This window comes from Brevibacterium pityocampae (assembly GCF_039541555.1).
Taxonomy (GTDB): Bacteria; Actinomycetota; Actinomycetes; order Actinomycetales; family Brevibacteriaceae; genus Brevibacterium; species Brevibacterium pityocampae.
On the sequence record NZ_BAABGL010000002.1, the window covers coordinates 223,741 to 248,998 of the forward strand.

Annotated in this window: 24 protein-coding genes; 13 read left to right on the forward strand and 11 right to left on the reverse strand. The window is 72.3% G+C overall.

Going from position 1 to position 25,258, the window contains the following annotated elements; genetic code table 11:
• Position 1 precedes the first annotated feature (1 nt).
• The 3 genes from ABD883_RS01340 to ABD883_RS01350 all read right to left on the reverse strand — a co-directional run bounded on the left by ABD883_RS01340 (position 2) and on the right by ABD883_RS01350 (position 3,336).
• The gene (locus ABD883_RS01340; protein ID WP_295688515.1) at positions 2-1,102 is read right to left on the reverse strand and encodes an alpha/beta hydrolase; all 1,101 of its coding nucleotides are present in this window, start codon (positions 1,100-1,102) and stop codon (positions 2-4) included.
• A 47-nt stretch (positions 1,103-1,149) separates the two neighbouring features.
• Positions 1,150-2,250 carry a VIT1/CCC1 transporter family protein gene (locus tag ABD883_RS01345; RefSeq protein WP_137318639.1) on the reverse strand — a complete coding sequence of 367 codons (1,101 nt, stop codon included), beginning with the start codon at positions 2,248-2,250 and terminating at the stop codon, positions 1,150-1,152.
• 162 nt (positions 2,251-2,412) lie between these two features.
• A complete protein-coding gene (locus tag ABD883_RS01350; protein WP_345029238.1) occupies positions 2,413-3,336 on the reverse strand; it encodes an aldose epimerase family protein in 924 nt (307 codons plus the stop codon).
• 299 nt (positions 3,337-3,635) lie between these two features.
• Here ABD883_RS01350 and ABD883_RS01355 point away from each other — a divergent pair, with 299 nt between their 5' ends.
• Positions 3,636-5,396, forward strand: coding sequence for a M20/M25/M40 family metallo-hydrolase (locus tag ABD883_RS01355; protein ID WP_345029239.1), 1,761 nt, complete (start codon positions 3,636-3,638; stop codon positions 5,394-5,396).
• Positions 5,397-5,562: 166 nt separating this feature from the next.
• Entirely contained in the window at positions 5,563-6,021 is a 459-nt protein-coding gene (locus tag ABD883_RS01360) for a DUF3817 domain-containing protein (RefSeq protein ID WP_345029241.1), read from the forward strand.
• 44 nt (positions 6,022-6,065) lie between these two features.
• Here ABD883_RS01360 and ABD883_RS01365 read toward each other — a convergent pair whose 3' ends face one another.
• Together ABD883_RS01365 and ABD883_RS01370 are read right to left on the reverse strand one after the other, a co-directional pair.
• Positions 6,066-6,998 carry a dihydrodipicolinate synthase family protein gene (locus ABD883_RS01365; protein ID WP_345029242.1) on the reverse strand — a complete coding sequence of 311 codons (933 nt, stop codon included), beginning with the start codon at positions 6,996-6,998 and terminating at the stop codon, positions 6,066-6,068.
• Between the two features lie 32 nt (positions 6,999-7,030).
• Positions 7,031-8,149, reverse strand: a complete 1,119-nt coding sequence (locus ABD883_RS01370) for a serine hydrolase (protein WP_345029244.1) — start codon at positions 8,147-8,149, stop codon at positions 7,031-7,033.
• Positions 8,150-8,469: 320 nt separating this feature from the next.
• Here ABD883_RS01370 and ABD883_RS01375 point away from each other — a divergent pair, with 320 nt between their 5' ends.
• From ABD883_RS01375 to ABD883_RS01385, 3 genes are all read left to right on the forward strand, one after another.
• Positions 8,470-10,464: an SPFH domain-containing protein gene (locus ABD883_RS01375; RefSeq protein ID WP_295690017.1), complete on the forward strand. Its 1,995-nt coding sequence runs from the start codon at positions 8,470-8,472 to the stop codon at positions 10,462-10,464.
• Positions 10,465-10,727: 263 nt separating this feature from the next.
• Positions 10,728-11,756, forward strand: a complete 1,029-nt coding sequence (locus ABD883_RS01380; RefSeq protein ID WP_137318646.1) for a cation diffusion facilitator family transporter — start codon at positions 10,728-10,730, stop codon at positions 11,754-11,756.
• A gap of 83 nt (positions 11,757-11,839) precedes the next feature.
• Entirely contained in the window at positions 11,840-12,637 is a 798-nt protein-coding gene (locus ABD883_RS01385) for a thioesterase family protein (protein ID WP_345029248.1), read from the forward strand.
• A gap of 28 nt (positions 12,638-12,665) precedes the next feature.
• Here the strand turns inward: ABD883_RS01385 and mmuM are convergent, their stop codons facing one another.
• Positions 12,666-13,892, reverse strand: a complete 1,227-nt coding sequence (gene mmuM, locus ABD883_RS01390; protein WP_345029249.1) for a homocysteine S-methyltransferase — start codon at positions 13,890-13,892, stop codon at positions 12,666-12,668.
• Positions 13,889-15,010 carry an o-succinylbenzoate synthase gene (gene menC / locus ABD883_RS01395; RefSeq protein ID WP_345029251.1) on the reverse strand — a complete coding sequence of 374 codons (1,122 nt, stop codon included), beginning with the start codon at positions 15,008-15,010 and terminating at the stop codon, positions 13,889-13,891. The genes mmuM and menC overlap by 4 nt, the downstream gene beginning before the upstream one ends.
• A 337-nt stretch (positions 15,011-15,347) precedes the next feature.
• On the opposite strand from menC, the gene ABD883_RS01400 reads away from it, so the two are divergent.
• Complete coding sequence (locus ABD883_RS01400) at positions 15,348-16,322, forward strand: FkbM family methyltransferase (RefSeq protein ID WP_345029253.1); 975 nt, start codon at positions 15,348-15,350, stop codon at positions 16,320-16,322.
• 157 nt (positions 16,323-16,479) lie between these two features.
• Here ABD883_RS01400 and ABD883_RS01405 read toward each other — a convergent pair whose 3' ends face one another.
• Positions 16,480-17,757, reverse strand: a complete 1,278-nt coding sequence (locus ABD883_RS01405; RefSeq protein ID WP_345029256.1) for a M20 family metallopeptidase — start codon at positions 17,755-17,757, stop codon at positions 16,480-16,482.
• 147 nt (positions 17,758-17,904) lie between these two features.
• Between ABD883_RS01405 and ABD883_RS01410 the strand changes: the two genes are divergently transcribed.
• The 3 genes from ABD883_RS01410 to ABD883_RS01420 all read left to right on the forward strand — a co-directional run bounded on the left by ABD883_RS01410 (position 17,905) and on the right by ABD883_RS01420 (position 21,793).
• On the forward strand, positions 17,905-19,401 hold the full coding sequence (locus tag ABD883_RS01410) for a glutamate-cysteine ligase family protein (protein ID WP_345029257.1): 1,497 nt from the start codon (positions 17,905-17,907) through the stop codon (positions 19,399-19,401).
• An 88-nt stretch (positions 19,402-19,489) separates the two neighbouring features.
• A complete protein-coding gene (locus ABD883_RS01415) occupies positions 19,490-20,845 on the forward strand; it encodes a pyridoxal phosphate-dependent aminotransferase (protein ID WP_425548404.1) in 1,356 nt (451 codons plus the stop codon).
• An 18-nt stretch (positions 20,846-20,863) separates the two neighbouring features.
• Positions 20,864-21,793 carry a DMT family transporter gene (locus ABD883_RS01420; RefSeq protein ID WP_345029259.1) on the forward strand — a complete coding sequence of 310 codons (930 nt, stop codon included), beginning with the start codon at positions 20,864-20,866 and terminating at the stop codon, positions 21,791-21,793.
• Positions 21,794-21,814: 21 nt separating this feature from the next.
• Here ABD883_RS01420 and ABD883_RS01425 read toward each other — a convergent pair whose 3' ends face one another.
• The 3 genes from ABD883_RS01425 to ABD883_RS01435 form a co-directional block, all read right to left on the reverse strand.
• Complete coding sequence (locus ABD883_RS01425; protein WP_137318654.1) at positions 21,815-22,207, reverse strand: ArsR/SmtB family transcription factor; 393 nt, start codon at positions 22,205-22,207, stop codon at positions 21,815-21,817.
• Positions 22,208-22,346: 139 nt separating this feature from the next.
• Positions 22,347-23,045, reverse strand: coding sequence for a hypothetical protein (locus tag ABD883_RS01430; protein ID WP_265809200.1), 699 nt, complete (start codon positions 23,043-23,045; stop codon positions 22,347-22,349).
• Positions 23,046-23,137: 92 nt separating this feature from the next.
• Complete coding sequence (locus ABD883_RS01435; RefSeq protein WP_345029261.1) at positions 23,138-23,677, reverse strand: NlpC/P60 family protein; 540 nt, start codon at positions 23,675-23,677, stop codon at positions 23,138-23,140.
• A 225-nt stretch (positions 23,678-23,902) separates the two neighbouring features.
• Here ABD883_RS01435 and ABD883_RS01440 point away from each other — a divergent pair, with 225 nt between their 5' ends.
• The 4 genes from ABD883_RS01440 to ABD883_RS01455 all read left to right on the forward strand — a co-directional run bounded on the left by ABD883_RS01440 (position 23,903) and on the right by ABD883_RS01455 (position 25,241).
• Positions 23,903-24,307 carry a hypothetical protein gene (locus ABD883_RS01440; protein WP_137318657.1) on the forward strand — a complete coding sequence of 135 codons (405 nt, stop codon included), beginning with the start codon at positions 23,903-23,905 and terminating at the stop codon, positions 24,305-24,307.
• Entirely contained in the window at positions 24,304-24,426 is a 123-nt protein-coding gene (locus ABD883_RS01445; RefSeq protein WP_265809202.1) for a hypothetical protein, read from the forward strand. The genes ABD883_RS01440 and ABD883_RS01445 overlap by 4 nt, the downstream gene beginning before the upstream one ends.
• 90 nt (positions 24,427-24,516) lie before the next feature.
• Entirely contained in the window at positions 24,517-24,699 is a 183-nt protein-coding gene (locus ABD883_RS01450; protein ID WP_137318658.1) for a hypothetical protein, read from the forward strand.
• Between the two features lie 140 nt (positions 24,700-24,839).
• Positions 24,840-25,241, forward strand: a complete 402-nt coding sequence (locus ABD883_RS01455; protein WP_247424052.1) for a Rid family hydrolase — start codon at positions 24,840-24,842, stop codon at positions 25,239-25,241.
• Positions 25,242-25,258 lie beyond the last annotated feature (17 nt).

Sequence of the window (25,258 nt, forward strand, 5' to 3'; positions counted from 1 at the left end):
CCTAGAGCGATGCGCGGTCGTCGAGCAGGGCGGGGAGCCTGCGGCCGAGGCGGTCGAGGAGTTCCGCCGCGTCGTGGAGCACCCCATCGGAGTGGAAGAAGCCATGGACCGTGCGCGGGTACTCCCAGAGCTCGCACGACGTGCCCGACGCGGCGAGGCCGGCGGCGAACGCCTCGCCCTCGCTGCGGAGCACGTCGCAGCCGGCGGTGACGACGATGGTGGGCGGGAGTCCGTGGAGCTCCGCCCGCCCCACCGAGGCGAGCGGGTGGAAGCGCGATCCCGCGTCCGTGTAGCAGTCCCAGTAGTAGGCCATGCGGTCGGCGGTGAGCCCGTGATCGGTGGCGAAGTCGCGGTAGGAGGCGGTGTCGCAGGCGGCGTCGGTGGCGGGATAGAGGAGGACGAGGGCCGCCGGTCGGTGGGTGCTCGTGCAGCGGTGGACGGGTGGGACGGCGGGGTCGGCCCCCGCGGCCGCCCGGTGCTGCGGCACGGGGATCTCCGCCGCGTCGCGCAGGGCGAGTGCGGTGGCGGCGGCGAGGTTCCCGCCCGCGGAGTCCCCGATGATCCCGATCCGCGCGGGGTCGACCCCGAGCTCCGCGGCGTGCGCGACGACCCAGGCGAAGGCCGCGACGCAGTCGAGGAGGGGGAGCGGGAACGGGTGCTCGGGGGCCTTCGCATAGGTCACGGTGACGACGACCGCGCCGGCGTCGACGGCGAGTCGGCGGGCCGCGACGTCCGCGATCTCCGCGGTCCCCGTCACCCAGCCTCCGCCGGGCAGCATGAGGAGCGCGGGGCGCAGGGGCGATTCCGCAGGGGCCGGAGCCGGATCCGCGGCATCCGTGCCCGAGGTGCCCGCGGCTCCCTGCGGGCCCGCCGCGGGGGCCGGCCCCGGGTCGTGGATGCGCAGCGGGACGTAGCCGGCCGGCCCGACGGCGAAGGTATCGCGGACCGCGGCGACGGGGACCGGTGCGGACTGGCGCCAGGCGAGGTCGACGGCGGCGGCGCGCGCCTCGGCGAGGGTGAGCTGCGGGGCGGGGACAGGATTGCGGCGCGCATTCTCCGCGAGGTACGCGCGCGCCTCATCGCTCAGGGTGAACCGGGACATGCGAGCGACTGTACCCGCCCGCCGCGCCCGCCGGCGCAGCGCTCGCGTCAGCCGATCGCGGTGCCGAACAGCAGGCCGAGGGCGAAGGTCACGGCCGCCGCTCCGTAGCCGATCGCGAGCTGGCGGAGCGCCCGCGGCAGCGGCGCGCGGCCGGACAGCACGCCGACGACGCCGCCGGTGAACAGGAGCGCGAGGCCGACGAGCACGGCGGCGAGGATGATCGCGGGGTATCCGGACATGCCGAACATGTAGGGCAGGATCGGGATGACCGCGCCGGAGGCGAAGAAGCAGAACGAGGAGGAGGCGGCGCCGAGGCCGGTGCCGAGCTCCTCGTGCTCGCCTTCGGCGGGCACGTGCAGTCCGTGACGGCCGCCCGGGTGGGAGGCGGTGCGGATCGCCTCGGCGGCGGCGGCCTCCGCCTCGTCGGTGTCCATGCCGCGGGCGCGGAACACGAGGGCGAGCTCGTTCGCGTCGATGTCGAGGGCGGCGATCGCGGTGCGGGATTCCGGGTCCGGGGTCGAGGCCTCGAGGAGCTCGCGCTGGGAGCGCACGGAGACGTATTCGCCGGCCCCCATCGAGAGCGCGCCGGCGAGCAGGCCGGAGATGCCGGTGAGGAGGATCGTGCCGGTGGAGACGCCGGCGGCCCCGACGCCGAGCACGAGGGCGAGGTTGGAGACGAGGCCGTCGTTGGCGCCGAACACCGCGGCGCGGAAGTTGCCGGAGAGCTTGGCGCGGGAACGGGCGGCGAGCGCTCGGACGACCTCGGCGTGGATCTTCTCGTCGGCGGCCATCGCGTCGGTGGCGTACCAGTCGCTGTCATAGGGCGAGCTCGTCTCCGACTGCTGAGCGAGGGCGAGGACGAACACCGAGCCGAACATGCGGCCGAGCACGGACAGGATGAGGGTGCCGAGGTCGGGCAGGCGGCGCCGTTCGGCATGGGGGCCGAGCAGGGTGATCCAGTGCTGCTGGTGGCGGTGCTCGGCGTCGGCGAGGCCGAGGAGGATCTCCCGCTCCTGGCCGGTCTTGCGGTCGGCGAGGCTGCGGTAGACGCGCTCCTCGAGGCGCTCGTTGGCGAGGTGGCGCTGCCAGCGATGGATGAGCTTGTAGCTCGGCTCCTGGGGGACTGCTCTGCGTTCGGGCACGGTCATGAGCATATGAGGATCCGCGCATGAATTCAACACTTGCGCAATTGGTTGAATGACGGGTGCGACAGGTCGGGGCAGGCGTGGGGGGCTGTTGGGAAGGCGCGGGGGGGCTGTTGGGAAGGCGCGGGTCCGGGCTCGCCGGGGGGACTGCGGCCGGTGCGCGCCTCAGTCGACGGCGAGGTGCATGCGCAGGGTGTCGCCGGGGGGCAGCGGTGAAGAGATCCGGGCGGGCTCGACGCACACGAAGCCGTGGTGCGCCCGGGCTGTCGTGTCGCCGAGCTGCTGTGCGGGGTTCCACACGACGGCGTCCGTCGCGTTCGTCGTCACGGTGAGGCGCCGGCCGAGCGCGGGATCGGTGATGACGATGCGGTGGTCGGCGGTGCCCGCGGTTCCGGCGAGCGGGAACACCGAGTCGATGCCCTCGGCCGGGACGTGCAGCGTCCGGTCGGTCACTCCTGCGATCTCGGTGCGCTGCGCGTCGCCGACCGCGAAGTACGCGTGGAGCGCGGCGGTGACGGGCGGTTCGGGCGGGGCCGGGGTGGCACCGGGTGCTTGCGCGGCCCGCAGGGGAGCCCCGGTGGTGGTCTCCGGCACGGGATCGGCGCGGTGGGCGAGCTCGACGGAGAGCCCGTCGCCGAGGCGCACGGTGAGGCCTGCCGCGGCGCCGCGATGGGAGAAGCCGAGGCGCACCTCGGCCCCGGTGCCGTCGACGGCGAGCGCCTCGACGTCCCAGGTGTGCAGGCGCGCCCAGCCGTGCTGTGGGGTCGATGCGGGGCCGAACCAGGGCCAGCACACCGGGATCCCGCCGCGGATCGCCGCCCCGGTGTCGAAACGGGCGAGCGAGGAGGTGAAGAGGGTGTCGGGCCGGCCGGCGGGACGATGGGCGAGCACCTGCGCGCCGAAGCGCGAGACCACGGCGACAGCCGTGTCGAAGCGGAGGACGAGGAGGTCGACCGCTCCCATCCGGGTGGCGTCGATGCGGCCGCGCTCGCCCTCGGCGAGGGTCTCGCTCGGGAGCGAGAGGAAGTCCTCTGCGGAGAGCAGGTCGTCACGGGCGGGGGCGGTGTTCGGGTCCTCGGGATGCACCATGGGATCACTGTTCCACTCGAGTCTGAGAAGTTATCGATGTCTCGGATGTCAAGACAATTGCCGTTTTTTCGTTATCGTTTCGTGACTTTCGGGCCTCAAATGAGAACTGGCTGTGTACTACCGTGGTGGACCATGTGATGCGCGTCACCAAAACGTGACCTTCGCACCACGCACAGCCCATAGCGACACCCAGTCCTCCGGGCACTCCGCCCAGTGATCACTGATCGCGTCCGCGCAGCTCCGGCACCACCGCATGGACCGACAGGGGCTCATCACACACGAAGGAACGAAAGGTCGACATGTCCAAGAGATTCACCCACAGCGCGCTCGCCGTCACCGCGGCCGCCGCGCTCGGGCTCGCCACCGGGGGCCCCGTGCTCGCGGCGCCCATCTCCGTGCACACCGATATGGATGTCACCGGAGAGGCCGCCCTGGCCCACCTCCAGGAGCTCTCCGATATCTCCCTCGACCACGCCGACGCGGGCTACCGTGCTGTCGACACCCCCGGCTACAAGGCTGCGAGCGAATACGTCGAGAAGGTGCTCGAGGCCAGCGGCAAGTTCGACGTCACGCGCGACACCTTCACCGTGCCGACCCAGACCTTCGGCGAGGTCTCCTTCAGCGTCGAGGGCGAGGCGCAGGAGACGTTCTCCACGCTGTCGAACGCCGAGGGCACCGACGCCCCGCTCACCGACACCGCGGTCACCCTGCCCACCGACGACGCCTACGGCGACAAGGCCGGCGGGGAGCTCGGCTGCGAGACCGGCGACTACAGCGACGCCAACGCCGGCACGATCGTGCTCGTGCAGCGCGGTGTCTGCGCCTTCGGCGAGAAGGTCACCGCCGCGACCGAGGCCGGCGCGGCCGCCGTCATCATCTACAACCACTCCCCGGGCGCGCTCAACGGCACCGTCGGCGACCGCGTCGAGGGCAACATCGCGGGCGCTTCGATGGAGCTCGCCGAGGGCGATGCGCTGCGCGAGCAGATCCTCGCCGCCGGGGACACCCCGGTGCTCGGCGACCTCACCGTGGAGACGACCTTCGAGGACATCGAGACCTGGAACGTCATCGCCGAGACCAAGGCTGGCGACCCCGACGACGTGCAGATGATGGGCGCGCACCTCGACGGCGTAGCCGAAGGCCCCGGCGTCAACGACAACGCCTCCGGCGTGGCCGGGCTGCTCGCCGTGGCAGAAGGCCTCGCCGCCCAGCCGCACGACGTCGACAACCAGGTCCGGATGGGATTCTGGGGTGCCGAGGAGATCGGTCTCGTCGGCTCCACCGAGTACGTCGCGTCGCTGAGCGACGAGGAGAAGGAGCGGATCTCCTCGTACCTCAACTACGACATGATCGGCTCGGAGAACTACGTCATCGGCACGCTCGACTCCGACGGCTCGGACGTCCCGATCCCCGACGGCGTCAACGTGCCGGAGGGATCGGCGGAGCTCGAGGAGATCTTCACCGGCTACTTCGACTCGATCGGCCAGCCGCACGTCGGCACCGAGTTCTCCGGTCGCTCCGACTACCAGGCGTTCATCGACAACGGCATCCCGGTCTCCGGCCTGTTCACCGGTGCCGACGCGATCAAGACCGAGGAAGAGGTGGAGCTGTTCGGCGGCACCGCCGGCGTCCAGCAGGACCGGAACTACCACACGATCGACGACACCTACGAGAACGTCGACCAGGAGGCCATGGGCATCATGGTGCCGGCGATGGCCTACGCGGCCCACGTCGTCGCCTACGATCTCGATCCGGTCGCCTCTGTCGATCGGGACCGTGTCTCCGTCAAGGACCTCAAGAAGTCCGGCGTGGAGGTCACCGTGACCAACCTCGAACCGGGCCAGACCGTGGACTGGACGCTGACGGCCGACGGTCGCACGAAGCCGGGCAAGTCGCCGGCCTCGGGCACCGCGACCGCCGATGAGTCCGGCACCGCGACCTTCACCGTCAAGGGCATCGACCCGAGCGCCGTCCGGGGCCTGCCCGGCGGCTACACCGTGAGCGTCGACACCGGCGACACCGCCGTCGAGGTCGGATTCACCGTGGGCGGCAAGGGCTGATCGCCTGACCCGACCCATCTGACCCATCCGCCACACGGCAATATCCTGCGGTTCCTGAGAACGGAACCGCAGGATATTGCCGTTTCACGTGTGAGCGAGCAGGCGCGGGCACGGGATCGACCGAACGGTTGATGCATCGCCTGGCCGGACCGGGGATACTGTCCGGGTGACTCCCAAGAAGCTCTTCACCGTGTTCGCGATCGCCGAGGCGATCACCTGGACCCTGCTCATCATCGGCCTCATCCTCAAGTACGTCACCCAGACGACGGAGGTGGGGGTGCGGATCGGCGGTGGTATCCACGGCTTCGTGTTCCTCACCTACTGCGTCGTGACCGTGCTCGTCGGCACCTCGCAGCGCTGGCCGCTCGGCCGCACGATCCTCGGCCTGTTCAGCGCCGTCATCCCGTATGCGACGATCCCGTTCGAAATCGATGCACGCCGCCGCGGCCTCCTCGACGGCGACTGGCAGCTCGCTCGCGGCGGCCGTGCTCCGCGGAACTGGTTCGAACGCCTCTGCGCCTGGGCGATCGCCCACCCGCTCCTCGCGGTCGTCGTCGGCCTGCTCGGCGTCGCACTGCTCTTCACCGTGCTCCTCATGCTCGGCCCGCCGATCCCCAAGGGCTGAGCCGACACCCGGCTCGCACTGTGGGCGCCGTCTCCGGGCGGGTGTCAGGCGAGTCCCGCACCCCGCACCGTCCGGGCGACCTCGGCGCGCTCGTCCTCCTCGAGGGGGCGCAGCGGATGCGGCAGGCAGTCATCCGCGACGAGGTCGAGCTCCGCCGCGGCGGCGGCCATGACCCGGACGCTGCCGTGCTGGGCGAGGAGCGGCCACAGCTCCTCGAGGTCGTGTGCAGTGTCCGACGCGCCCGATCGGGCGGCGTCGAACAGCGTGCGGGCGGCTCGCGGGAACAGGCCGCCGACCACCGAGTGCCAGGCGTCGGCGCCCGCGGCCAGGTGCGCCGCCGCTGCCGCGTCGCCGCTGATCCCGATCGCCGCATCGGGTCCGACCGCTTCCCGGATCCGGGCCAGCCGTTCTGCGGGCTGCGCCTCGGTGCCGTCGGTCGGCGGGATCTTCACCCCGGTGACCGAGGGGATGCCAGACAGGCGGGCGTAGAGGTCGAGGGAGAACCGGAACCCGGTGGTGCCGGGATTGTCGTAGATGCAGATCGGCAGGTCGACCGCTTCGGCGACGGCGGCGAACAGGCCGATCACCTCGGAATCCCGGAGCGGCTGGTAGCTCACCGGGGCCAGCAGCAGCCCCGCGGCGCCGAGCTGCTCGGCCGTGCGCGCCCGGGCGAGGACCTCGCGGGTGCGCAGGGCTCCGACGCCGGCGACCACGGGTGTGCCCCCGGCCCCTGCGAGGATCGTGCGCAGCGCCGTCGTCCACTCCTCCCGGTCGAGATAGGCGTACGATCCGGTCGACCCGAGGGCCCCGATGCTGTCGACGAGAGCCGGGCCGATGTCCGCACCCTCGGCAGCGGGCGCCGGGGCCAGGCGTCCGACGAGTCCGCGCAGGGCGGGCGCATCGAGGACGTCGTCGCGCAGCGGGGTGAGCGGGAAGGCGGACAGGCCGTGGAACGGTCCGTGCGGTACGGGAGTCATGGCGTGCCCGGTCGCATCGTGGCGGCCCACCGTCACTGCCTTCCGTCGACGACAGCGGCGGCGATGTCCCTGAGCCCGCGGAACTGGACGGTGCGCATCTCGTCGTCGAGGGGAGTCGGCCAGGAGCTGTGCTTGGCGATGACGACGCCCTCGGCGAGGTCGACATAGAGGATCTGGCCGTGGATGCCCACGGCGCACACGACCGGAGCATCGGTGTCGGGGACGTACCAGAAGTTCCGGTAGGTGCCGTTGGGGAAATCGCGGATGTGGGCGCCCGCTCGCCACCGCGCAGCGTCTCCGGTGAAGAGATCGCGGACGAAGCCCTCCGGCACCGGCGAGCGATCGATGGTGAGGTGGTGGCCGAGGCGGGCGAGATCACGGGTCGAGCAGGAGAGACCTCCGGCGGCCCGCCCCGCACCGTGGGCGTCGACGGTGAGGTCCGCATCGGACTCGGCGCCGATCGGCGTCCAGAGGTGCGTCGAGAAGAGATCCGGCAGCCGCCGCCCGGTGGCGCGCTCGAGCACCCAGCCGGCCATGTCGGACGTCGGGGAGGCGTAGTGGTACTCGGCGCCCTCCGGTGCCCGCCGCTCGAGGGAGGGCAGGAAGGCGTGGAGTCCCTCGCTCCCGCCCGGGATCCAGCCGGTCGCGCGGCGGTACTCGATCATGCGCGGGTCGCCCATCGCGTAATCCTCCGAGAACGCGAGCGGGACCGCCATGTCGAACAGCGGCTGGATCCCGACGTCGAAGCCGGAGCCCGCGACCTCCGGGACGTACTTCGTCACCGGGTCGGTGAAGGCGAACGCGCCGTCGGCCGCAAGGATCCCTCCGAGCAGGCCGAGCAGGGACTTCGTGACGCTGAAGTTGATGTGGAGGGCATCGGCGGACGTGTTCTCGGCGTACCACTCGAACTGCACCTCACCCCGGGAGAGCACCACGATCGAGTCGGTGGCGGTGCTCTCGAGGTACTTCTCGACCGGAACGCCGCTGTGGCGCAGCGGGGTGTCCGGGGCCACTGCGCTGCGCGCGGCCGCGGTGAGCTCGAACGTGCTGTTCCCCCGTGCCACCTTCGCGGTGGGGATGATCTCTCGGACATGGGTGAATGCCCACCGGTTGGTCTCCGGGGTCATCCACGTCTCCAGCAGCGTCTTCACTGCTCTCTCCTCTCCGGCATGCAGGCGCCCGCTGTTCCGGCCGGCCCTGCTCGGGTGTGATGGGAACGATACCCCCGAATCGGATCAGCCTCCTCGCCGGACATCCGGGTGAGGGACCGCTGCCGATGCCCCGTCATGCACAGTGACCGCGGAGCCGGTGCTCGGCACCCACGCCTCCGCCGCGACGGGGCGCCGCCACCGCCACCCGGGTGTCGGAGCGGGAACATCGCGCCCGCACCGCCGCCACGGACCGCGTGGCATAGTGGGAGGATCACTGCTCCCGGGCCGCTCGCACCGGTCCATCGCGAAAGGCCGCGCCCATGCCGGATCTCGTCCCCGTTCTCATCATCGCGGCGATCATCGTCGTCGTCCTCATCGGGCTGTTCGTCCTGCTGCGGTCCTACCGCATCGCCTCCCCGTCCGAGGCCCTCATCATCACCGGCCGCGGCTCCTCGAGCGAGGACGTCGCGCAGGGCGGCCGCGTGGTCATCGGCGGACGCGCCGTGGTGTACCCGGTGGTACAGAAGGCCTTCGTCATGTCGCTGTCATCGCGGCAGATCTCCGTGGAGATCGACGGCATCTCGAAGAACGGCATCGCGCTGCGGCTGCGCGGCGTCGCGCAGGTCAAGGTCGGCGGCAACGTCGACGACGTGCGCCGGGCCGCCCAGCGGTTCCTCGACCAGCAGGCGCAGATCGACCACTACAGCCAGGAGATCCTGTCCGGCACCCTGCGCGCCGTGGTCGGCACGCTCACCGTCGAGCAGATCATCCAGGACCGCGCCTCGTTCGCCGCGCAGGTGCAGGAGGAGTCCGCGCACTCGATGAACAACCAGGGCCTCGTCATCGACACCTTCCAGATCTCGGCCGTCGAGGACGAGGGCTCCTACCTGCGCGACTGGGGCCGCCCGCAGGCCGCCGAGGTCGCGAAGAACGCCGCCATCGCCGAGGCGAACGCCCACCGCGAGGCCGCCGTCGCAGCCGCTCTGCAGAACGAGGAGACGCAGCGCCAGCAGGCGCTCACCGACCAGGCGATCGCCGAGCAGCAGCAGAAGCTCGCGCTCCGCCGCGCCGAGCTCAAGGAGGACGCCGACGTCCGCCAGGCCGTCGCCGACAACGCCGGCCCGCTGTCCGCGGCCGCCGAGCAGCAGAAGCTCCTCGAGCGGGAGCGGATCGTCGCCAAGGAGCAGGCCGAGGTCCGCGCCGAGCAGCTCGAGGCCGAGGTCAAGCGGCCGGCCGACGCGGAGAAGTACCGCCGCCAGGCCGAGGCCGACGCGCAGGCCTACGAGATCGACGCCCGCGGCCGCGCCGAGGCCGCCGCCGCGCTCCACCGCCGTGAGAAGGAGGCCGAGGCCGTCAAGCTCGAGGGCGAGGCGCAGGCCGCCGCGGAGCTCGCCCGCCGGTCCAAGGATGCCGAGGCCGTGCGGCTCGCCGGTGAGGCCGAGGCCGCCGCCACCCGGGCGCGCGGTGAGGCCGACGCGGCCGCTGAGTTCGCGCGCCGGTCGAAGGACGCCGAGGCGGTGCGCCTCGAGGGCGACTCCGAGGCCTCCGCGATCCGTGCCCGCGGTGAGGCCGAGGCCGAGGCCCGTCGCGCCCAGGGCGCCGCAGAGGCGGAGGCACTGGAGAAGCAGGCCGCCGCGTACAAGCACTTCAACGACGCAGCCGTGCTCAACCAGGTGCTCCACACCCTGCCGAGCCTCGCCGGGAAGCTCGTCGAGCCCTACGCGAACATCAAGGACCTGTCGATCGTGTCGACGGACGGGGAGTCGAAGCTCGCGCAGAGCATGTCGTCGAACCTCGCCTCGGTGCTCGAGGTGCTCCGCGGCACCACCGGGGTCGACCTCGCCGACATGGTCAAGCGGGCGTCGGGGAAGTCCGGCGGATTCGCCCCCGACGGCACCGGCATGCCGCGCAGCGCCTCCGAGGCGGCGAGTGCGATCTCCGACATCGTCGAGCGCTACGCCGCGGGAGCGGACGGCGCCGGGGATCCCGGTGACGACGGCGCCGGCGACCGGGGTCCGGCCGATGTGCGCGGCGGCACCGATCCGCGGACCGCGTCGGGCAGTGACTTCGCCGCCGGGCTCGGTCGGCTCGGCGACGACGTCAAGCGCTCGACCGGCATCGACGTCAACGCCCTCATCGAGGAGGCGCTGCGGGCCAAGCGGACCGGCGGGGCGGGCGGACCGTCCGGAACTGCCCGGCCCGGTACAGGCACCTCCGGTACCTCCAGTGCATCCGGTACCTCCAGTGCGGCGGGGTCCGACTCCGCCGAGGACGACGACTCCGACGAGACGGGCCGCCGCGACGGCAGCACCTGATCCGAGGACCGTGCCCCGGGAGCCGCAGCGCCCCGGGTCACGGTCGTCTCCCGAGCCGGGTGGTGTGCGGGCCACGGTCATGTCCGGGTGCGGTCGTGCCCGGGACCGGCGGGCGGAGTCGTGCAGCACCCGGGGCAGGGCTGGATCCGAGGGGCGGATCCGAGCGTCGCGGTGGGCGGCCAGTGGAAGCGCACTCCGACGAAGTATCAACATATAACCATGTATTGATATACAATGGGATCACCGCAGTGAAGGGAGATCCCATGGGACTCGGCCACGATCACGCGCGACCGGCGGACGACCTCGCGAACGGCTCGGCGCACGGTGAAGCGACGGCGGCGGGGACGCGCCGGCGCCTCGGCCTCGTGCTCGCGATCACCGCGACGGTCCTCCTCGCTGAACTCATCGGGACCGTCCTCACCGGCTCGCTCGCGCTGCTCACCGACGCCGCCCACATGCTTGTTGACGTCGGCGGCCTGACGATGGCGTTCCTCGCCGCCGGCCTCGTCCGGCGCCCGGCGACCGCCCGCCGGACCTGGGGGCTGCGCCGCGTCGAGGTGCTCGCCGCCGGAGCGCAGGCGCTGCTGCTCGCCGGGGTCGGCGTCTACGGCCTCGTCGAGGGGATCCGGCGGCTGTTCGCGCCCCCGGAGGTGCCCGGCGGGCTGCTCCTCGTGTTCGGTGCCATCGGTCTGGCGGGGAACATGGCCGGACTCCTCCTCCTGCGTTCCCGCCGGGCGGACGGCCTCAACCTCCGTGCGGCCTTCCTCGAGGTCGCCGCCGATGCGCTCGGCTCGGTCGCCGTGATCGCGGCCGCGCTCGTCATCTGGACCACCGGCTGGGGCCGCGCGGATGCGGTGGCCGGCATCCTCATCGCCCTCGTCATAGTCCCGCGCGCGCTCGTCATCCTGCGGGCGGTGGTCCGGATCCTGCTCGAGAGCGTGCCGGCGGAGATCGAGCTCGCCGAGGTGCACCGCCATCTCACCGAGCGGCCCGAGGTGCTCGACGTCCACGACCTCCACATCGCGCTCATCGACTCCCGCCTGCCCGTCCTCACCGCGCACGTCGTCGTCGCCGAGGCGTGCTTCGAGTCCGGGCGGGCCGGCCCGGTCCTGCGCGATCTGCGCTCCTGCCTGGCCGCGCACTTCAGCCCCGCGCTCACCCACACCACCCTCCAGCTCGAACCGGCCGGGGACGCCGCGGCGTGCGCCGGGGCGGCCGGGTTCGCGCCGGTCGACGCACCGAGCCGGTGGCCGGCGACGCCGAGCCGGTGTCCATCGGCGCGGGATGTGTGACCTGCGGCGCCGGGCCGGTGACGTGCGTCACGGGTGCAGTAGGGTCGGAACAGACCCCCCCGACGACGTGAGGAGCACTGCCGATGGAGGCCTTCTACCGCCAGCTCGACGACACCCGGTTCGAGTCGACGCCGATGACCGCGGGGCCGTGGAGCCCCGACTTCCAGCACGCCGGCCCGCCGGCCGCGCTGCTCGCCCGGCAGATGCTCGCCGTCGATCCCAAGGAGGGCCAGCGGCTCGCCGACGTCCGTATCGACATCCTCGGGCCCGTGCCGGTCGCCGCGCTCGAGATCACCACCGAGGTCATCCGCAGCGGCCGCTCGATGGAGCTCGTGTCGGCCACCGCCTCCGCAGGTGGACGCCCCGCGCTGCTCGCCCGCGCCTGGCGGATCCTGGCAGCTCCCGAGGATTACCCGGCAGTGCCGGGCCGGCGCGATCCAAACGACCCCACGGTGGTGCCCGACGACCTCCCCGCTGCCGATGAGCGGCTCGCGACGATCCCGGGTGCCCACACCGGCGGCTATGGCACCGCAGTCGAATGGCGCTTCATCGAGGGCGGGGACCGGTCGCCCGCACTCGTGTGGGGCCGGCAGCACAACGCACTCGTCGAGGGGGAGGAGCCCACGGGCTGGCAGCGCGCGCTCGTCCTCGCCGACTCCGGCGGCGGCGTCAGCCTGCCCGTCGACCCGGCCCGCCACCGCCTCATCAACTGCGACCTCCACGTCGTGCTCGACCGCGAGCCCGAGGGCGAGTGGATCCGGATGAACTCCCAGTCGATCGTCACCCCCGGTCAGGGCGGGGTCGTCCACACCGAGCTCACCGATGTCCATGGGGGGATCGGATACGGCCTGCAGACGATGGTCGCCCAGAACATGGGGTGAGCGCGGAGGTCAGGAACGCTGTGCGCGGTCAGGTGCGCTGTGCGAGGGCGCGGATGAGTGCGGGCGTGGTCCGGCAGCAACCGCCGATCATCGCCGCTCCGGCATCCACCCAGGTCCCGGCCGCTGCGGCGCAGCCGGCCGGGTCCGGGGGCTCCGTGCCCCCGCCGGCGGGGTCGCTCGCATCGCTGAGCGGGTCGGATGCATCGCCGGTCGGGTGCTCGCCGACTGAGTGCTCGATGGCTGGGTGATCTTCGGTCGGCACCGGACCGGCCGTTGGCGTATCGCCTGCGTGCTCGCCGTCCGGCGGTGACCAGGTGCCGGTCGCGGCGTCGTAGGTCTCCCCGGAGTTCGGGTAGGCGAGGCCTGCGAACCCGGCCGCTCGCACCTCGGCGAGGGCCGGGGCGACGAGGTGGGCCGGACAGCAGTTGATGCCCACGGCCGCAGGCGCTCCCGGTGAACCGGGTGCCGGGAGCACGGCGAGGATCTGGCCGAGGGGTGTGCCGTCGGCCAGTGCGATCCCGCCGTGGGCGTCCGTGCGGATCGAGAGGCTGAGCCACCACTCGGCCTCCGGGTGCTCGCGCATCACGGCCACGAGTGCGGCGACCTCCGCGGGGTGCGGGATCGTCTCGCACGCGAACAACCGACAGCCGGCCGCGGCGAGCACCTCGATCCGCTCGGCATGGAACTCCTGGAGGTGCGTGGCGTCGACACCTGCCGGATAGTCCCCGGTGTACTCGGAGCCGTCGGCGAGGTACGCGCCGTAGGGCCCGATCGAGGAGGCCGTGAGCACCGGGCGGCCGTCCGGGGTGCGACGGCCGGCGGCCGCCTGCGCGACGAGATCCCAGGAGCGGGCGAGCAGCGCGCGGGCCCGGTCCTCCGGATGCCCCGCGGCGACGAGCCCCGGGACCGTCGCCTGGTAGGAGATCGATTCGACGACCTCGGCCCCGGCGTCGAGGTAGGCGACGTGCATGGCGGTGACGAGGCCGGGATCGGATTCGAGGAGCGCGGCCGCCCACAGGTCGCCGGACACATCCGCGCCCCGGCGTTCGAGCTCCGTGCCCGAGGCGCCGTCGAGCACGAGCGCCCGATGCTCCGTGCGCGCCCGGTTCAGCGCGGCCGCGAAGGGACGGTCGGGCTCATCCGACCCGCCCGGTCCCGGCTGCTCGGGTGAGGCCCCTCTCGGTCCCGGCTGCCCGGGTGAGGTCCGGCCCGACCTGGGCTCCCAGGGTCGCGACCCGCCCGGCTCCGCGGTCACTTCCGGGTGATCTCGATCGTGTCGGTGGTGAAGCGGCGCAGCTTCTCCGGGTCGATCGTGACGCCGAAGCCCGGCCCGGTCGGCACATCGACGACTCCGTCGTGCATGACGATCTCCTCGGTGATGTCCTCGTGGAAGAAGCGCTTCGAACCGGACACGTCACCGGGCAGGGTGAAGCCCGGCAGCGAGGCCATCGCCGCGTTCGCGGCCCGGCCCAGGCCGGTCTCGACCATGCCGCCGTGCCACACCGCGACGCCGTGGGCGGAGGCGAGGTCGTGGATCCGCTTGGCCTCGATGAACCCGCCCACACGGCCGGGCTTGATGTTGATGACCGAGGTGGCCCCGAGCGCGATGGCGTCCGCGGCGGCCTCCGCCGACACGATCGACTCGTCGAGGCACATCGGGGTGTCCATGAGCTTGGCGAGCTCGGAGTGCTGGCGGATGTCCGCCTCGCCGAGCGGCTGCTCGATGAGGAGCAGGCCGTAGTCGTCGAGCTTCTTCAGGTGCGCGGCGTCGACGAGGGTGTAGGCGGCGTTGGCGTCGACCTGGAACAGGAAGTCGTCGCCGAACGCCTTGCGCACCGCGGCCACCGGTTCGATGTCCGCTCCCGGCTTGATCTTGAGCTTGATGCGGGCGTAGCCCTCCTCGAGGTACTCGCCGATGACCCGCACGGTGTCCTCGACGGTGTCCTGGATGCCGACCGAGACACCCGAGGGGATCGTGTCGACCACGCCGCCCAGGTACTGCTGGAACGACAGGCCGGCCTGCTTGAGCTGCGCTTCGATGACCGCCATCTCGAGGGCCGACTTCGACATCCGGTGCCCGATGACGTGGCGCAGGTGCCAGCCGACGGTCTCCGCGGTGAGGTCCTCGACGTCGAAGAGGATCGGCGCGAGCCAGTCGCGGGTGACGGCCATGCCGCCGTCGATGTACTCCTCGGAGTAGAGCGGGGCGATCATCGCCACCGACTCGCCCCAGCCGGTGACCGGGCCCGACGGGGTGTCGAACCGCGCCTCGACGAGGTAGCAGTCCTTCTCCGTCTCCGTCATGAACGAGGTGGTGAACGGGGTGACCAGGGGGATCGAGAGGCGGTGGAGCGTGAGTCCGGTGAGCTGCATGGGGCACTTCCTTCTGCGCGGGTGCGGCGGGCGCGGGCCCGGAACGCGGGCAGGCGCGGGAGAGACTGTCGGTCGCTTCCACTCACCCTAACAACCGGCGCGGACGCGGGGCAGATGGTCGGCGGGGATGCGGGGCGAGTCGGCCGGCGCGGCGGGGGCCGCCCCGGACGGGGCCGTCCGGTGCGGCCGCGCGGAGGCCTCCTGCGGTGCTGACCGCACCTCGGCGTCCCGTAGTACCGTGGCAGGACCACGACGACTCAGCACGCACGACGACTCAGGACAGCGATATTCAGGACAGCGCGGTCGCAGATGCCGCGCGGACCGCGGGAGACATCCGATGACGGATTACAGACGCACCCTCGCCGGCCGACGACAGCGCTGGTTCGGCCTCAAGCCCCTCGTCAAGACCGGGCTGTCCGCCCGGCCGCTCCATCCTCTCCTGCGCCTGGCCGCCCGGCTGGTCCCGGGTATCCGTGCCGGCCGTCTGCCCGCCCCCGCCGGTCTCGCCGAGGTGGCCGGGACGGCGGCTGGGGCCCGCTTCGTGCTCGTCGACCCGGGCCGCTGCGAGATCGCCAAGGAGTTCTACTGGGGCGGCGGGCGCCGCCCCGATCCGGCCGATGCGCTCGCCCTCGACATCGTCACCGCGCTCGCTCGCCGGGCCGCGGTCCTCCTCGACGTCGGCGCGTACACGGGTGTGTTCACCGTGGCGGCTGCCGCGGCGAACCCCGGGCTGCGGGCGCACGCCTTCGAGATGGTGCCGGCGGTCGTCGCCGGGCTGCATAAGAACGTCGATCGCAACGGGATCGCCGACCGGGTGCGCGTGCATTCCACCGGGGTGGGCGCCTCGGGCACGCGGATGCGGGTGCCGAGCGGGGAGGGCGGCTCCTCTCTCCCCTCCTTCTACTCCGCGCACATGGAGTTCGCCGAGGGTTTCGAGGTGGAGTTCCTCGCCCTCGACGATCTGCTCCCGCCCGAGCTCCCCGAGGTCGAAGCGGAACAGCGCGCGGATGCGCCGGGGCAGGTGGTGATGAAGATCGACGTCGAGGGCGCGGAGGACCCGGTGCTCGCCCACGGCCAGGAGCTCCTCGCCCGGCACCGTCCCGACATCCTGTGCGAGGTGCTCCACGGGCAGGCCGACGGCCGGGCGCTCGAGGCGCTCCTCGCCCCGCACGGCTACCGCTGGTACCTCGTCCGGGCAGACGACATCGCCGCGCGCGAGCGCATCGTCCCGGATCCCGTCCACCGCGACTGGCTGTTCTCCGCCCGCACCCCCGCCGCGCTCGAGGCGGACCTCGGCCGCATCATCGCCTGAGGCGACCGCGGTCCGAGCCAGGCCCGCGAGCGGAGCCCCAGATGGGGTGCCCGGTGCACTGCAGTGCGATTACCGGCGAGTATCCGCACTGGAGTGCACCGGGAGGCGCATGCACGTGTCGCTGTCCTGCCGGCCCTCGGCGCTCCGCTCGCGACGCTCAGTCCGTCAGGCCGTCGGCGACGAGGGCGGCGAGGAGAGCGGTGCGCGGCGGGATGTGCTCGATGATCGCGTGCTCGTGCTCGGCGTGCGCGCCGTCGCCCACCGCGCCGAGGCCGTCGAGGGTGGGGACGCCGTCGCCGGCGGTGAAGTTCCCGTCCGAGGCGCCGCCCACCGGCACTCCGCGCGGCTCCTCGATCCCGATCTCCGCGGCGAGCGCGACGGCGCGGTCGAACAGCGCCGCCGACATCTCCTTCTCGAACGGCGGCCGGTTGATCCCGCCGCGCACCTCGATCCGGGTGCCGTCGATGCTCGGCGTGAGGCCGCGGATCGCGTCGTCGACGCGCTGCTGCTCCTCGGCGGTGAGGGCGCGGACGTCGACGTCGAACTGCCCGAGCGCCGGCACCGTGTTCGTCGTGGTCCCGCCGGAGAACTTCGTCGGCGTCACGGTGGTCTGCTCCGCGGGGTCGGCGAGGCCTGCGACGACCTGCATCTGATGGACGAGCTCGAGCCCGGCGTGGATGCCCTTCTCCGGCTCGAGCCCGGCGTGCGCGGCCTTCCCGTGGACGAGGATCGTGTACATCGAGGTGCCCTTGCGGGAGAGCTTGAGCGCACCGTCGGCGGAGGCCTCCATGACGAACACGGCGCGGGCCTCCTTCGCCTCGGCCCGGATGAGGTCCGAGGAGGTCACCGAGCCGATCTCCTCGTCCCCGGTGACGAGGATCGACAGCCCGGCGAGCGCCTCGGCGGGGGAGGGGACCGGTCCCGAGGCGCCGGCGTCTGCCGAGGCCCCGCCGGTCGCCGCTGCTCCCGCGCCCGAGGCGGTGGTCGTGCTCTCCGTGTCCGGCACGGGGACGCCGGCGGCGGCGAGGAGGAGCCGGGTGGCCCAGACGCTCATGATCGCACCGGTGAGCATGTCGAAGCTGCCGGGCCCGCGGAGGATCCCGTCCTCCGTGCTGAAGGGCAGGCGCTCGAGCGTGCCGTGCGGCCACACCGTGTCCTGGTGGTTGACGAGCACGACCCGCGCGGGGCCGTCGCCGAAGCGCAGCCGCAGGTGAGTGGTGCCGTCGATGACGAGCGACTCCGGTGCGACGCCCAGGCGCTCCTCGATGAGCGCGGCGAAGTCCGCCGCTCCGCGGGCCACCGCCTCCTGGTCGTCGCTCGGCGTCTCGATCGAGATCACCCGCTCGATGTCGGCGAGCATCTGCGGCAGGGAGTCCTGCGCGGCGGCGACGAGGGCGCTGCGGTCGAGGTCGGCGAGGGCGGCGGGCTGGGTCACGGGGTCTCCTGGGGGTCGCGGATGGGATCGGCTGGCCCGATTCACTCTAGTACCCGGCCCCCGTCCACCGGGTCCGGCAGGGGAGGGGCCACCCGAATCCGTGCAGAACCGGTGCGCGCGCGTCCACAAGTGTGGTTGTCTACTGTCATGGGCGATGCGGTTTCCTCTCAGCGATACTCCCCCGAGCAGCGGACGCGCTACCGGGAGCTCCTCAACGCGGACCTCGAGACGTTCGACTCCTACCTCCAGGAGGCGACGTTCGTCGACCACGGGACGATCGGCATGGAGCTCGAGCTCAACCTCGTCGACGCCGACATGCAGCCGTTCCGCGTCAACGACAAGGTGCTCGCCGCGATCGACTCGGACGAGTTCCAGAGCGAGATCGGCTCCTACAACATCGAGCTCAACCACCCGGTCCTCCAGGTGTCGGGCACCGGCCTGCGCGAGCTCGAATCCGGTCTCCGCGCCCGCCTCGCCGCCGCCCACGCCGGGGCCCGGGCGCACGATGCGCAGATCGGGATGATCGGCACCCTTCCCACCCTGACCACCGAGTTCCTCGAGGACCCCGCGTGGATGACGGAGGAGAACCGGTACCGGGCGCTGAGCAACGCGGTGCTCGACGCCCGCGGCGAGCTCGTGCGGATCGACGTCACCGACCGCGAGTTCTACCAGCACGACTTCGCCGATGTCGCCCCCGAGTCCTCGTGCACCTCGATGCAGCTCCACCTCCAGGTCGCGCCCAACCGGTTCGCCGGCGCATGGAACGCCTCGCAGGCGATCGCCGGCATCCAGGTGGCGCTGAGCGCGAACTCCCCGCTGTTCATGGGCCGCAAGCTGTGGCACGAGAACCGCATCCCGGTCTTCACCCAGTCGATCGACACCCGCACCCCGGAGCTCGTCACCCAGGGCGTGCGCCCGCGCGTGTGGTTCGGGGAGCGGTGGATCACGAGCGTGTTCGACCTGTTCGAGGAGAACGTCCGCTACTTCCCGCCGATGCTCCCGGAGTCCCGCGAGGACGCCGGCACCCCCGTCATGCAGGGCAATGCCCCGACGCTCCACGCGCTCAACCTCCACAACGGCACCGTGTGGCGCTGGAACCGGCCGATCTACGCCCCGAGCGCCGACGACCTCGCCCACATCCGGGTGGAGAACCGGCTCCTGCCCGCCGGGCCCACGGTGGCCGACATGGTCGCCGACGCCGCCTTCTACTACGGGCTCGTCAAGTACCTCACCGAGGAGAACCGGCCGGTGTGGTCGCGGCTGTCGTTCGCGGACGCGGAGAGCAACTTCTTCTCCGCCGCCCGCTCCGGCCTGTACTCCCGCGTGGTGTGGCCGAAGGCCGGCCGGATCGACGTCGCCGAGCTCGTCCGCACCGGGCTCGCGCCGCGCGCCCGCAAGGGCCTCGAGATGCTCGACGCGGACGCGGAGATGATCGACCACTACATGACGATCATCGAGGAGCGCGCCCGCACCCGGCAGAACGGCGCCACCTGGCAGCTGCGCACCCTCAACTCGCTCAAGCCGCGCGTCACCGAGCCCGATTCGCCCGAGCGCCGGGCCGCGCTCGCCCGCCTCATGGAGCTCTACATCACCCACCAGCGCACGGAGGCCCCCGTCCACACCTGGCCCGTCGGCGAGGTGTGAGCGGCCCGCACCTCGGTCCCCGCCGCCCGGGCACGGGCACCTCGGCGTGGTCCGGGCACCGGTCCGGCGCGTGTGGCACAGTGAGGTCATGACCGACTCCACCGCCCCGTCCTCCCGCCCCGCCGCCGATCCCGCGCCTCCGGCCGGGGCGGCGTCCACCGCCCCCGGCACCGATCCCGCGCGTCCCGCCACCCGCATCTCCGAGCGCGCCCGCGGCGTCCCGCCGTTCGCGGTGATGAACATCATCGAGCGCGTCGCCGAGCTCAAGGCCGAGGGCGCCGACGTCATCTCGCTGTGCGTGGGCGAGCCCGCGCAGGGCGCCCCGGCCGGGGTGCGGGCACGCGCCGCCGAGGTGCTCACCGACGGCACCGAGCTCGGCTACTCGCAGGTCCAGGGCGTGCGCCCGCTGCGCGAGGCGATCGCCGGGCACTACCGGCGCTGGTACCACCTCGACGTCCCGGCCGAGCGGATCTTTGTCACCACCGGGTCCTCCGGTGCGTTCTCCATGACTTTCCTCGCCCTGTTCGATGTCGGCGACAGGGTCGCACTCGCCCGCCCCGGCTATGCGGCGTACAAGAACATCCTCACCGCGCTCGGCTGCGAGGTCGTGGAGCTCGACTGCGGCGTCGACGAGCGGTTCCAGCCCACCGTCGAGCTGCTCGCGGCCGCGCACGCCGAATCGCCGCTGGCCGGGCTCCTCGTCGCCTCCCCGGCGAACCCCACGGGCACGATGCTCGACGCCGAGCAGCTCACCGAGCTCAGCGACTGGTGCCGGGCCAACGACGTGCGCCTGATCTCCGACGAGATCTACCACGGCATCACCTTCACCGACTCGATCGGGGAGACGGCGCTCGCCTTCGACGACGATGCGATCGTCATCTCCTCGTTCTCGAAGTTCTGGGGCATGACCGGCTGGCGGCTCGGGTGGGCCATCCTGCCGCAGGACCTCGTGGCACCCTGCCTCGCGATCACCGGCAATCTCACCCTGTGCCCGCCGGTGCCGGCCCAGCACGCCGCGATCGAGGCGTTCTCCGAGGCCGCATACGCCGAGGGGGAGCTCGCCGTGGCCGGCTTCGCCGCCGCCCGCCAGTACGTGCTCGACGCGCTCGACGACCTCGGCTGGCTCGACATCGCCCCTGCCGACGGCGCCTTCTACATGTACGCCAGGATCGACGACGTGCTCGGGCCGTACCGGAACGCGACCGAGTGGTGCGCGGCCCTCCTCGAGGAGGAGCACGTGGCGCTCACCCCGGGCCTCGACTTCGACAACGTCAACGGGAACCGGTGGGTGCGTCTCTCGCTCGCCGTGGGACCGGACCGGACGCATGCCGCGCTCGAACGGATCCGCGCCTTCCAGCAGCGCCTCACCGTCCGCGCGGCCCCGGCGACCGGTGCGGCAGGCGGGACCGGCGAGGGACCGGCCGGCGGCCCCGCTCCGGCCTGAGCCCGGTTCGAGCACCGCATGACCCCCGCGCCCGCATCACCGGCGCCGGCACCCGTCCCGGCGGCGCCTGCGCTCGTCGTCGCGGGCGCGGTGATGCTCGGCTCGTCCGCGGTGCTCGTCGCGCTCTCCCAGGCGAACGCCTCGACCGCGGCGTTCCACCGCTGCTTCCTCGCCGCGCTCGTGCTGCTCCCGCTGGCACTCGTCGAGATCCGGCGCCGCGGCCGACCGCGCGCGGCGATGCTCGGCCTGGCCGCCGGCGGTGGGGTGTTCCTCGGCCTCGACTTCATGATGTGGGCGCAGTCGGTGCTCGACACCGGGGCGGCGGTGTCCACGCTCCTCATCAGCACCCAGGTGTTCGTCTTCCCCGGCCTGCTGTGGCTCCTCCACCGCAACCGGCCCTCCCGTCAGTTCCTCCTCGCGCTGCCGGTCATGCTCGCCGGTCTGGTGCTCGCCGCCGGGGTCCTGGGAGCCGACCCCTTCGCCGTCGACCCGCTGCGCGGCGGCGTGCTCGGGGTGCTCGCCGGGGTCTGCTACGGCGTGTACCTCTACGGCAACCACCGCTGCCGCGCCGTCGACGGCCGCTTCATCGCCGTTCCCGTCGCCGTGTCGACGAGCGCCGCGGCGCTCACCGTGTTCGTCGTCGGGGGTGCGGCCGGCACCCTGGCGGTCGTCCCGGCCGCCGAGTCGGTGGGCTGGCTCGTCGCACTCGCGGTGTTCGGTCAGGTGCTGCCGTGGCTGCTGCTGAGCGCCGCCGCCACCGGCGTGCGACCGGAGGTCAGCGCATCGCTCATGCTTCTGCAGCCGGCTTCGGCTCTCCTGCTCGGCGTCGTCCTCGCCGGTGAGGAGCCGACGCTCGCCCAGCTCGCGGGGATGGCGCTCGTGGCGCTGAGCGTGTGGTGGGTGTCCGGCGGGCGGCGGCTGGCGCAGCGCCGGGCGGCGCGGCGGTAGGCGGCGCGGCGCCGGTGACGCTCAGCCCTCGAGGGGTTCGGTGGTGTGCGCCATCGCGTCGAGGATGATGTGGGCGACGTGGTCGTCCATGAGGGAGTAGATCGCCTCGCGTCCCAGGCGCTGCACGCTCACCAGGTGGAGCCCGCGCAGCAGCTTGAGGTGCTGGGACACGAGCGGCTGCGACAGCCCGGTGATGTCGACGATGTTCGTCACCGTCGACTGCCCGTGGGACAGGACGAGGAGGATGCGCAGGCGCGAGGGGGTGGCGAGGGCCTTGAACACCTCGGCGGTGCGCTCGATCGCGGCGAGATCGTCGACGTGCCCGAGCCCGTCGGCGGACCCGCTGCTCTCCTCGACGCCGTGGCTGTGGGAGTCGGTTCCGGGATGGGTGTGCGTGCGCACCGGGTGAGTCATGGATGGAATGCTACACCTCGGGCGCGGGTGCGGTCGGCGCGTCCGCGTGCGCGGTGTCCGCACCGGTGCGCCGCGCTCCCGCGGGTGCGGCCCGGCCCGTCCACCCCCGGATCGTGCCTCCGGATCCTGCGCCGCGGACTCAGACGATGGGCGCCACGTCGTCCTGCGTGCTGAGGAGCTCCGCGGCGAGGCCCTCCCACTGGGCGTAGGCGTCGGGGTAGGCGGAACGCTGGACGGCCTGCGCGGCCTCCGTCGGGGTCATCGACTCCCAGCCGCGGATGTGCACGAGCCCCGGGTTGGACCCCCGGTCGTTGATGCCGTAGAAGGACTTCGCGGCCCACACGGGGTCCCGCACCTGGTCCGGGGTGCCCCAGCCCTGGGACGGGCGCTGCTGGAACAGCCCGAGCGAGTCGCGGTCGCCGTGGTCGAGGTTGCGCAGGGAGCTCTCCTGCATGGCGGTCATGAGCGCGATGGTGATCGCGTCGTCGGACATGTCGCCGCCGCGGCCCACCGCGATGATCGTGCGGGCGTTGTCGATCTGGGCCCGGTTGAGTCGGTCCACGCTGCTGTACTCCCACTGTCGGATCTGCGAGGGGACGGGCGCGACGAGGCCGCCGGCCCAGCTGAACGCCATGACCACGCCGAGGAACCCGGCGGTGAGCGCGAGACCGATCGCCGCGCCCCGGGTGGCTCCCGAGCGCCGGGGTGCGCGCCGGGGTGCGCGGGAGCCCGGTGACCGGCGGCCGGCGCCTGCTCCCGTCCGCCCGGACGCGGCGGAGCGCCGCACCGCGGGGGCGGTACGGCTCGAGGCAGGGCGGGCGGAGGTGCGCTGGGACATCGCGACCATCGTAGCGACGCCGGCTGGGAGGTTCGGGGAAGTGCGGGGCCCGGATCCCGTGCCGCGGCGGCTGACGGGATGCGGGCGGGGACTCAGAGCCCGTTGCCGCGGTAGGGCACGTAGGAGGCGTCCTGCTCGTAGGGGTAGGAGATCACGCGCTCGACGGCGCCAGTGCCCCCGGCCTGCTCGAGGCCGTGGTAGGCGGTGCGCTCGGCGTTCGCCCAGCCGTTGAAGATCGTCACGTGACCGGCGGCCCCGGCGGTGCCCGGCCCACCCTTGAGGAGAATGTCACCGGGTTGGAGGTCGTCCTTGGGGATCTCGTGGGCGACCTCGAGCAGGGTGACGGTGCTCAGCGAGGTGTCGAGTCCCCAGGCCATGGACACGAACCCGGAGCAGTCCGTCCGGTAGTTCACGCCGTCGGGGTCCGCGGCGTACTTCGTCATGTCGTACGGCACGCCCTGGTCGGTCCAGTGCTTCGCGCGGTCGATGATGTTCTGCCTCCGGTCCTCGACGGACTGGGCCGCTGCGACGGTGCCGGAGGTCTCCGGGGCGATGACGGTCGGGCCGACGAGCGCTCCGCCGGCGACGAGCCCGGCTGCGGCCAGAGTGGTTCCTGCGGTGCGGGTGAGCATTCGGGATCTCTCCTGTCGGTGTGCTCGGCTTCGCTGGACACCACCCACCGTGGCAAGGTGCCCGGCCGGGTCTCAAGGGGTCGGCGGACGAACCGGGATGAAGGTCCGGTGAACTGAGACTGAGGCTTCAACAGTCCGGATTCCGGGTGGCCGCCACGAGCGGCGCGCACGCACGGCACGGCCCGCCTGTTTGCCGGTTGTGTGCCGCCTTGGAATGATGAGCGCATGCGCTACATCGTCGCCATCCTCGCTGCCGCCGCCGTCACCTCCGGGGTGCACCTCGCGTTCGGGCTCGGCAGCCTGCCGCGCCCCTGGGGCAGCCTGGGACTGGGGACGATCGCCGGCGTCGTGCTCGTCGCCGTGCTCCTCGTCTGGGAGTACCGGAGCCCGAGCGAGGACCACGAGGAGCGCGACAAGCGGCTCAAGATCGAGGAGGCCGCCCGCGCGGAGGCGCGCGAGCTGCGCCGGGCGCAGAAGCGCGACGGCTCGTGGAACCGGCCGATCGACCGCTCCGCCCGCCACGAGGCGACCGGTCCCGGGGCGACCGGTCCCGAGGCGCCGGGTCCGGTGGCCGAGGGGCCCGGCCCGGCGAGCAACGGGCCCCTGGGGGACCGGCCGGACGCGCCGTGACCACCCGGGGCGAGGGCACCTCGGCCGAGGCGGGGGCGGCAGGGTCCGATCCCGCCGCCGATGACGCCGGGACCGCCACCACCGGTGCCGCGGCCGGTGCCGACGCTGCTGACACCTGATCCGCCGACACCGACACCGCGTCGACGCGGCGCAGCCGCCGGGAGGAGCGGACGGGCGCCCGCGCGATCCCGCGTCGCTACTCCGACACCGTGCGCGCGAACATCGCCGGGCTCGTCGGCGTCGTCGGCGCCACCGCGATCTTCGTCCCCGTCATCATCCGCGAGGCCGACCGCACCGAGGCGAGTCCGGAGGGCCTGGCGTGGCTCACCGAATACACGGAATCGATCCTGATCCCGTACTACATGGTGTTCTGGGTTCTTTGCTCTATGTAGTGGTGTGTGTTCGTGCAGACGGGAGCGTCTTGACCGCGAGTTCGCTCGGGTCGGTGGCCAGTCGATACGATTGTTGGTCACCGCATGTGAGTAGCTCATGTGCGAAAAGCTGCACCGAGAACGAGGGGAGCATCCACAGAATGAGCGGCGTCGAGTTCTTCACCACCCCCGGTTATGGCGACCGCAATCGGGAACTGTTCCACTACTCGCAAGCTGTGAAGATCGGTGACCGGGTCGAGCTGGCAGGTCAGGGCGGCTGGAATGACGAGTGGGAGTTCCCCGGGACCCTGACCGAGGAGATCGACCAGGCGTTCGAGAACATCGAGCGCACCCTCGCCACTGCCGGTGCGGGCTGGGCGGATGTGGTCAACGTGCGCTCCTACCACGTCGACATCGATGCCGAGACGGTCGCCTACATGGCCTCGAAGCTGCGCCAGTACATGCCCGAGCAGCCACCGGTCTGGACCAACATCGGTGTCGCAGCGCTCGGTGACGAGAAGATGCGCGTCGAGATCGAGATCACCGCGATCATCCGCGACTGAGACATCGCACCGAGACC

What these genes read in the sequence shown, in the direction of transcription:
- ABD883_RS01420 (WP_345029259.1), top strand. Translation starts at nt 20,864, where the DNA reads ATGACCCCCGCGCCCGCATCACCGGCGCCGGCACCCGTCCCGGCGGCG.
- ABD883_RS01410 (WP_345029257.1), top strand. Translation starts at nt 17,905, where the DNA reads ATGGGCGATGCGGTTTCCTCTCAGCGATACTCCCCCGAGCAGCGGACG.
- ABD883_RS01345 (WP_137318639.1), bottom strand. Translation starts at nt 2,250, where the DNA reads ATGACCGTGCCCGAACGCAGAGCAGTCCCCCAGGAGCCGAGCTACAAG.
- ABD883_RS01425 (WP_137318654.1), bottom strand. Translation starts at nt 22,207, where the DNA reads ATGACTCACCCGGTGCGCACGCACACCCATCCCGGAACCGACTCCCAC.
- ABD883_RS01380 (WP_137318646.1), top strand. Translation starts at nt 10,728, where the DNA reads ATGGGACTCGGCCACGATCACGCGCGACCGGCGGACGACCTCGCGAAC.
- ABD883_RS01435 (WP_345029261.1), bottom strand. Translation starts at nt 23,677, where the DNA reads ATGCTCACCCGCACCGCAGGAACCACTCTGGCCGCAGCCGGGCTCGTC.
- ABD883_RS01430 (WP_265809200.1), bottom strand. Translation starts at nt 23,045, where the DNA reads ATGTCCCAGCGCACCTCCGCCCGCCCTGCCTCGAGCCGTACCGCCCCC.
- ABD883_RS01365 (WP_345029242.1), bottom strand. Translation starts at nt 6,998, where the DNA reads ATGACTCCCGTACCGCACGGACCGTTCCACGGCCTGTCCGCCTTCCCG.
- ABD883_RS01400 (WP_345029253.1), top strand. Translation starts at nt 15,348, where the DNA reads ATGACGGATTACAGACGCACCCTCGCCGGCCGACGACAGCGCTGGTTC.
- ABD883_RS01440 (WP_137318657.1), top strand. Translation starts at nt 23,903, where the DNA reads ATGCGCTACATCGTCGCCATCCTCGCTGCCGCCGCCGTCACCTCCGGG.
- ABD883_RS01385 (WP_345029248.1), top strand. Translation starts at nt 11,840, where the DNA reads ATGGAGGCCTTCTACCGCCAGCTCGACGACACCCGGTTCGAGTCGACG.
- ABD883_RS01455 (WP_247424052.1), top strand. Translation starts at nt 24,840, where the DNA reads ATGAGCGGCGTCGAGTTCTTCACCACCCCCGGTTATGGCGACCGCAAT.
- ABD883_RS01415 (WP_425548404.1), top strand. Translation starts at nt 19,490, where the DNA reads ATGACCGACTCCACCGCCCCGTCCTCCCGCCCCGCCGCCGATCCCGCG.
- ABD883_RS01355 (WP_345029239.1), top strand. Translation starts at nt 3,636, where the DNA reads ATGTCCAAGAGATTCACCCACAGCGCGCTCGCCGTCACCGCGGCCGCC.
- ABD883_RS01375 (WP_295690017.1), top strand. Translation starts at nt 8,470, where the DNA reads ATGCCGGATCTCGTCCCCGTTCTCATCATCGCGGCGATCATCGTCGTC.
- ABD883_RS01340 (WP_295688515.1), bottom strand. Translation starts at nt 1,102, where the DNA reads ATGTCCCGGTTCACCCTGAGCGATGAGGCGCGCGCGTACCTCGCGGAG.
- ABD883_RS01350 (WP_345029238.1), bottom strand. Translation starts at nt 3,336, where the DNA reads ATGGTGCATCCCGAGGACCCGAACACCGCCCCCGCCCGTGACGACCTG.
- menC (WP_345029251.1), bottom strand. Translation starts at nt 15,010, where the DNA reads ATGCAGCTCACCGGACTCACGCTCCACCGCCTCTCGATCCCCCTGGTC.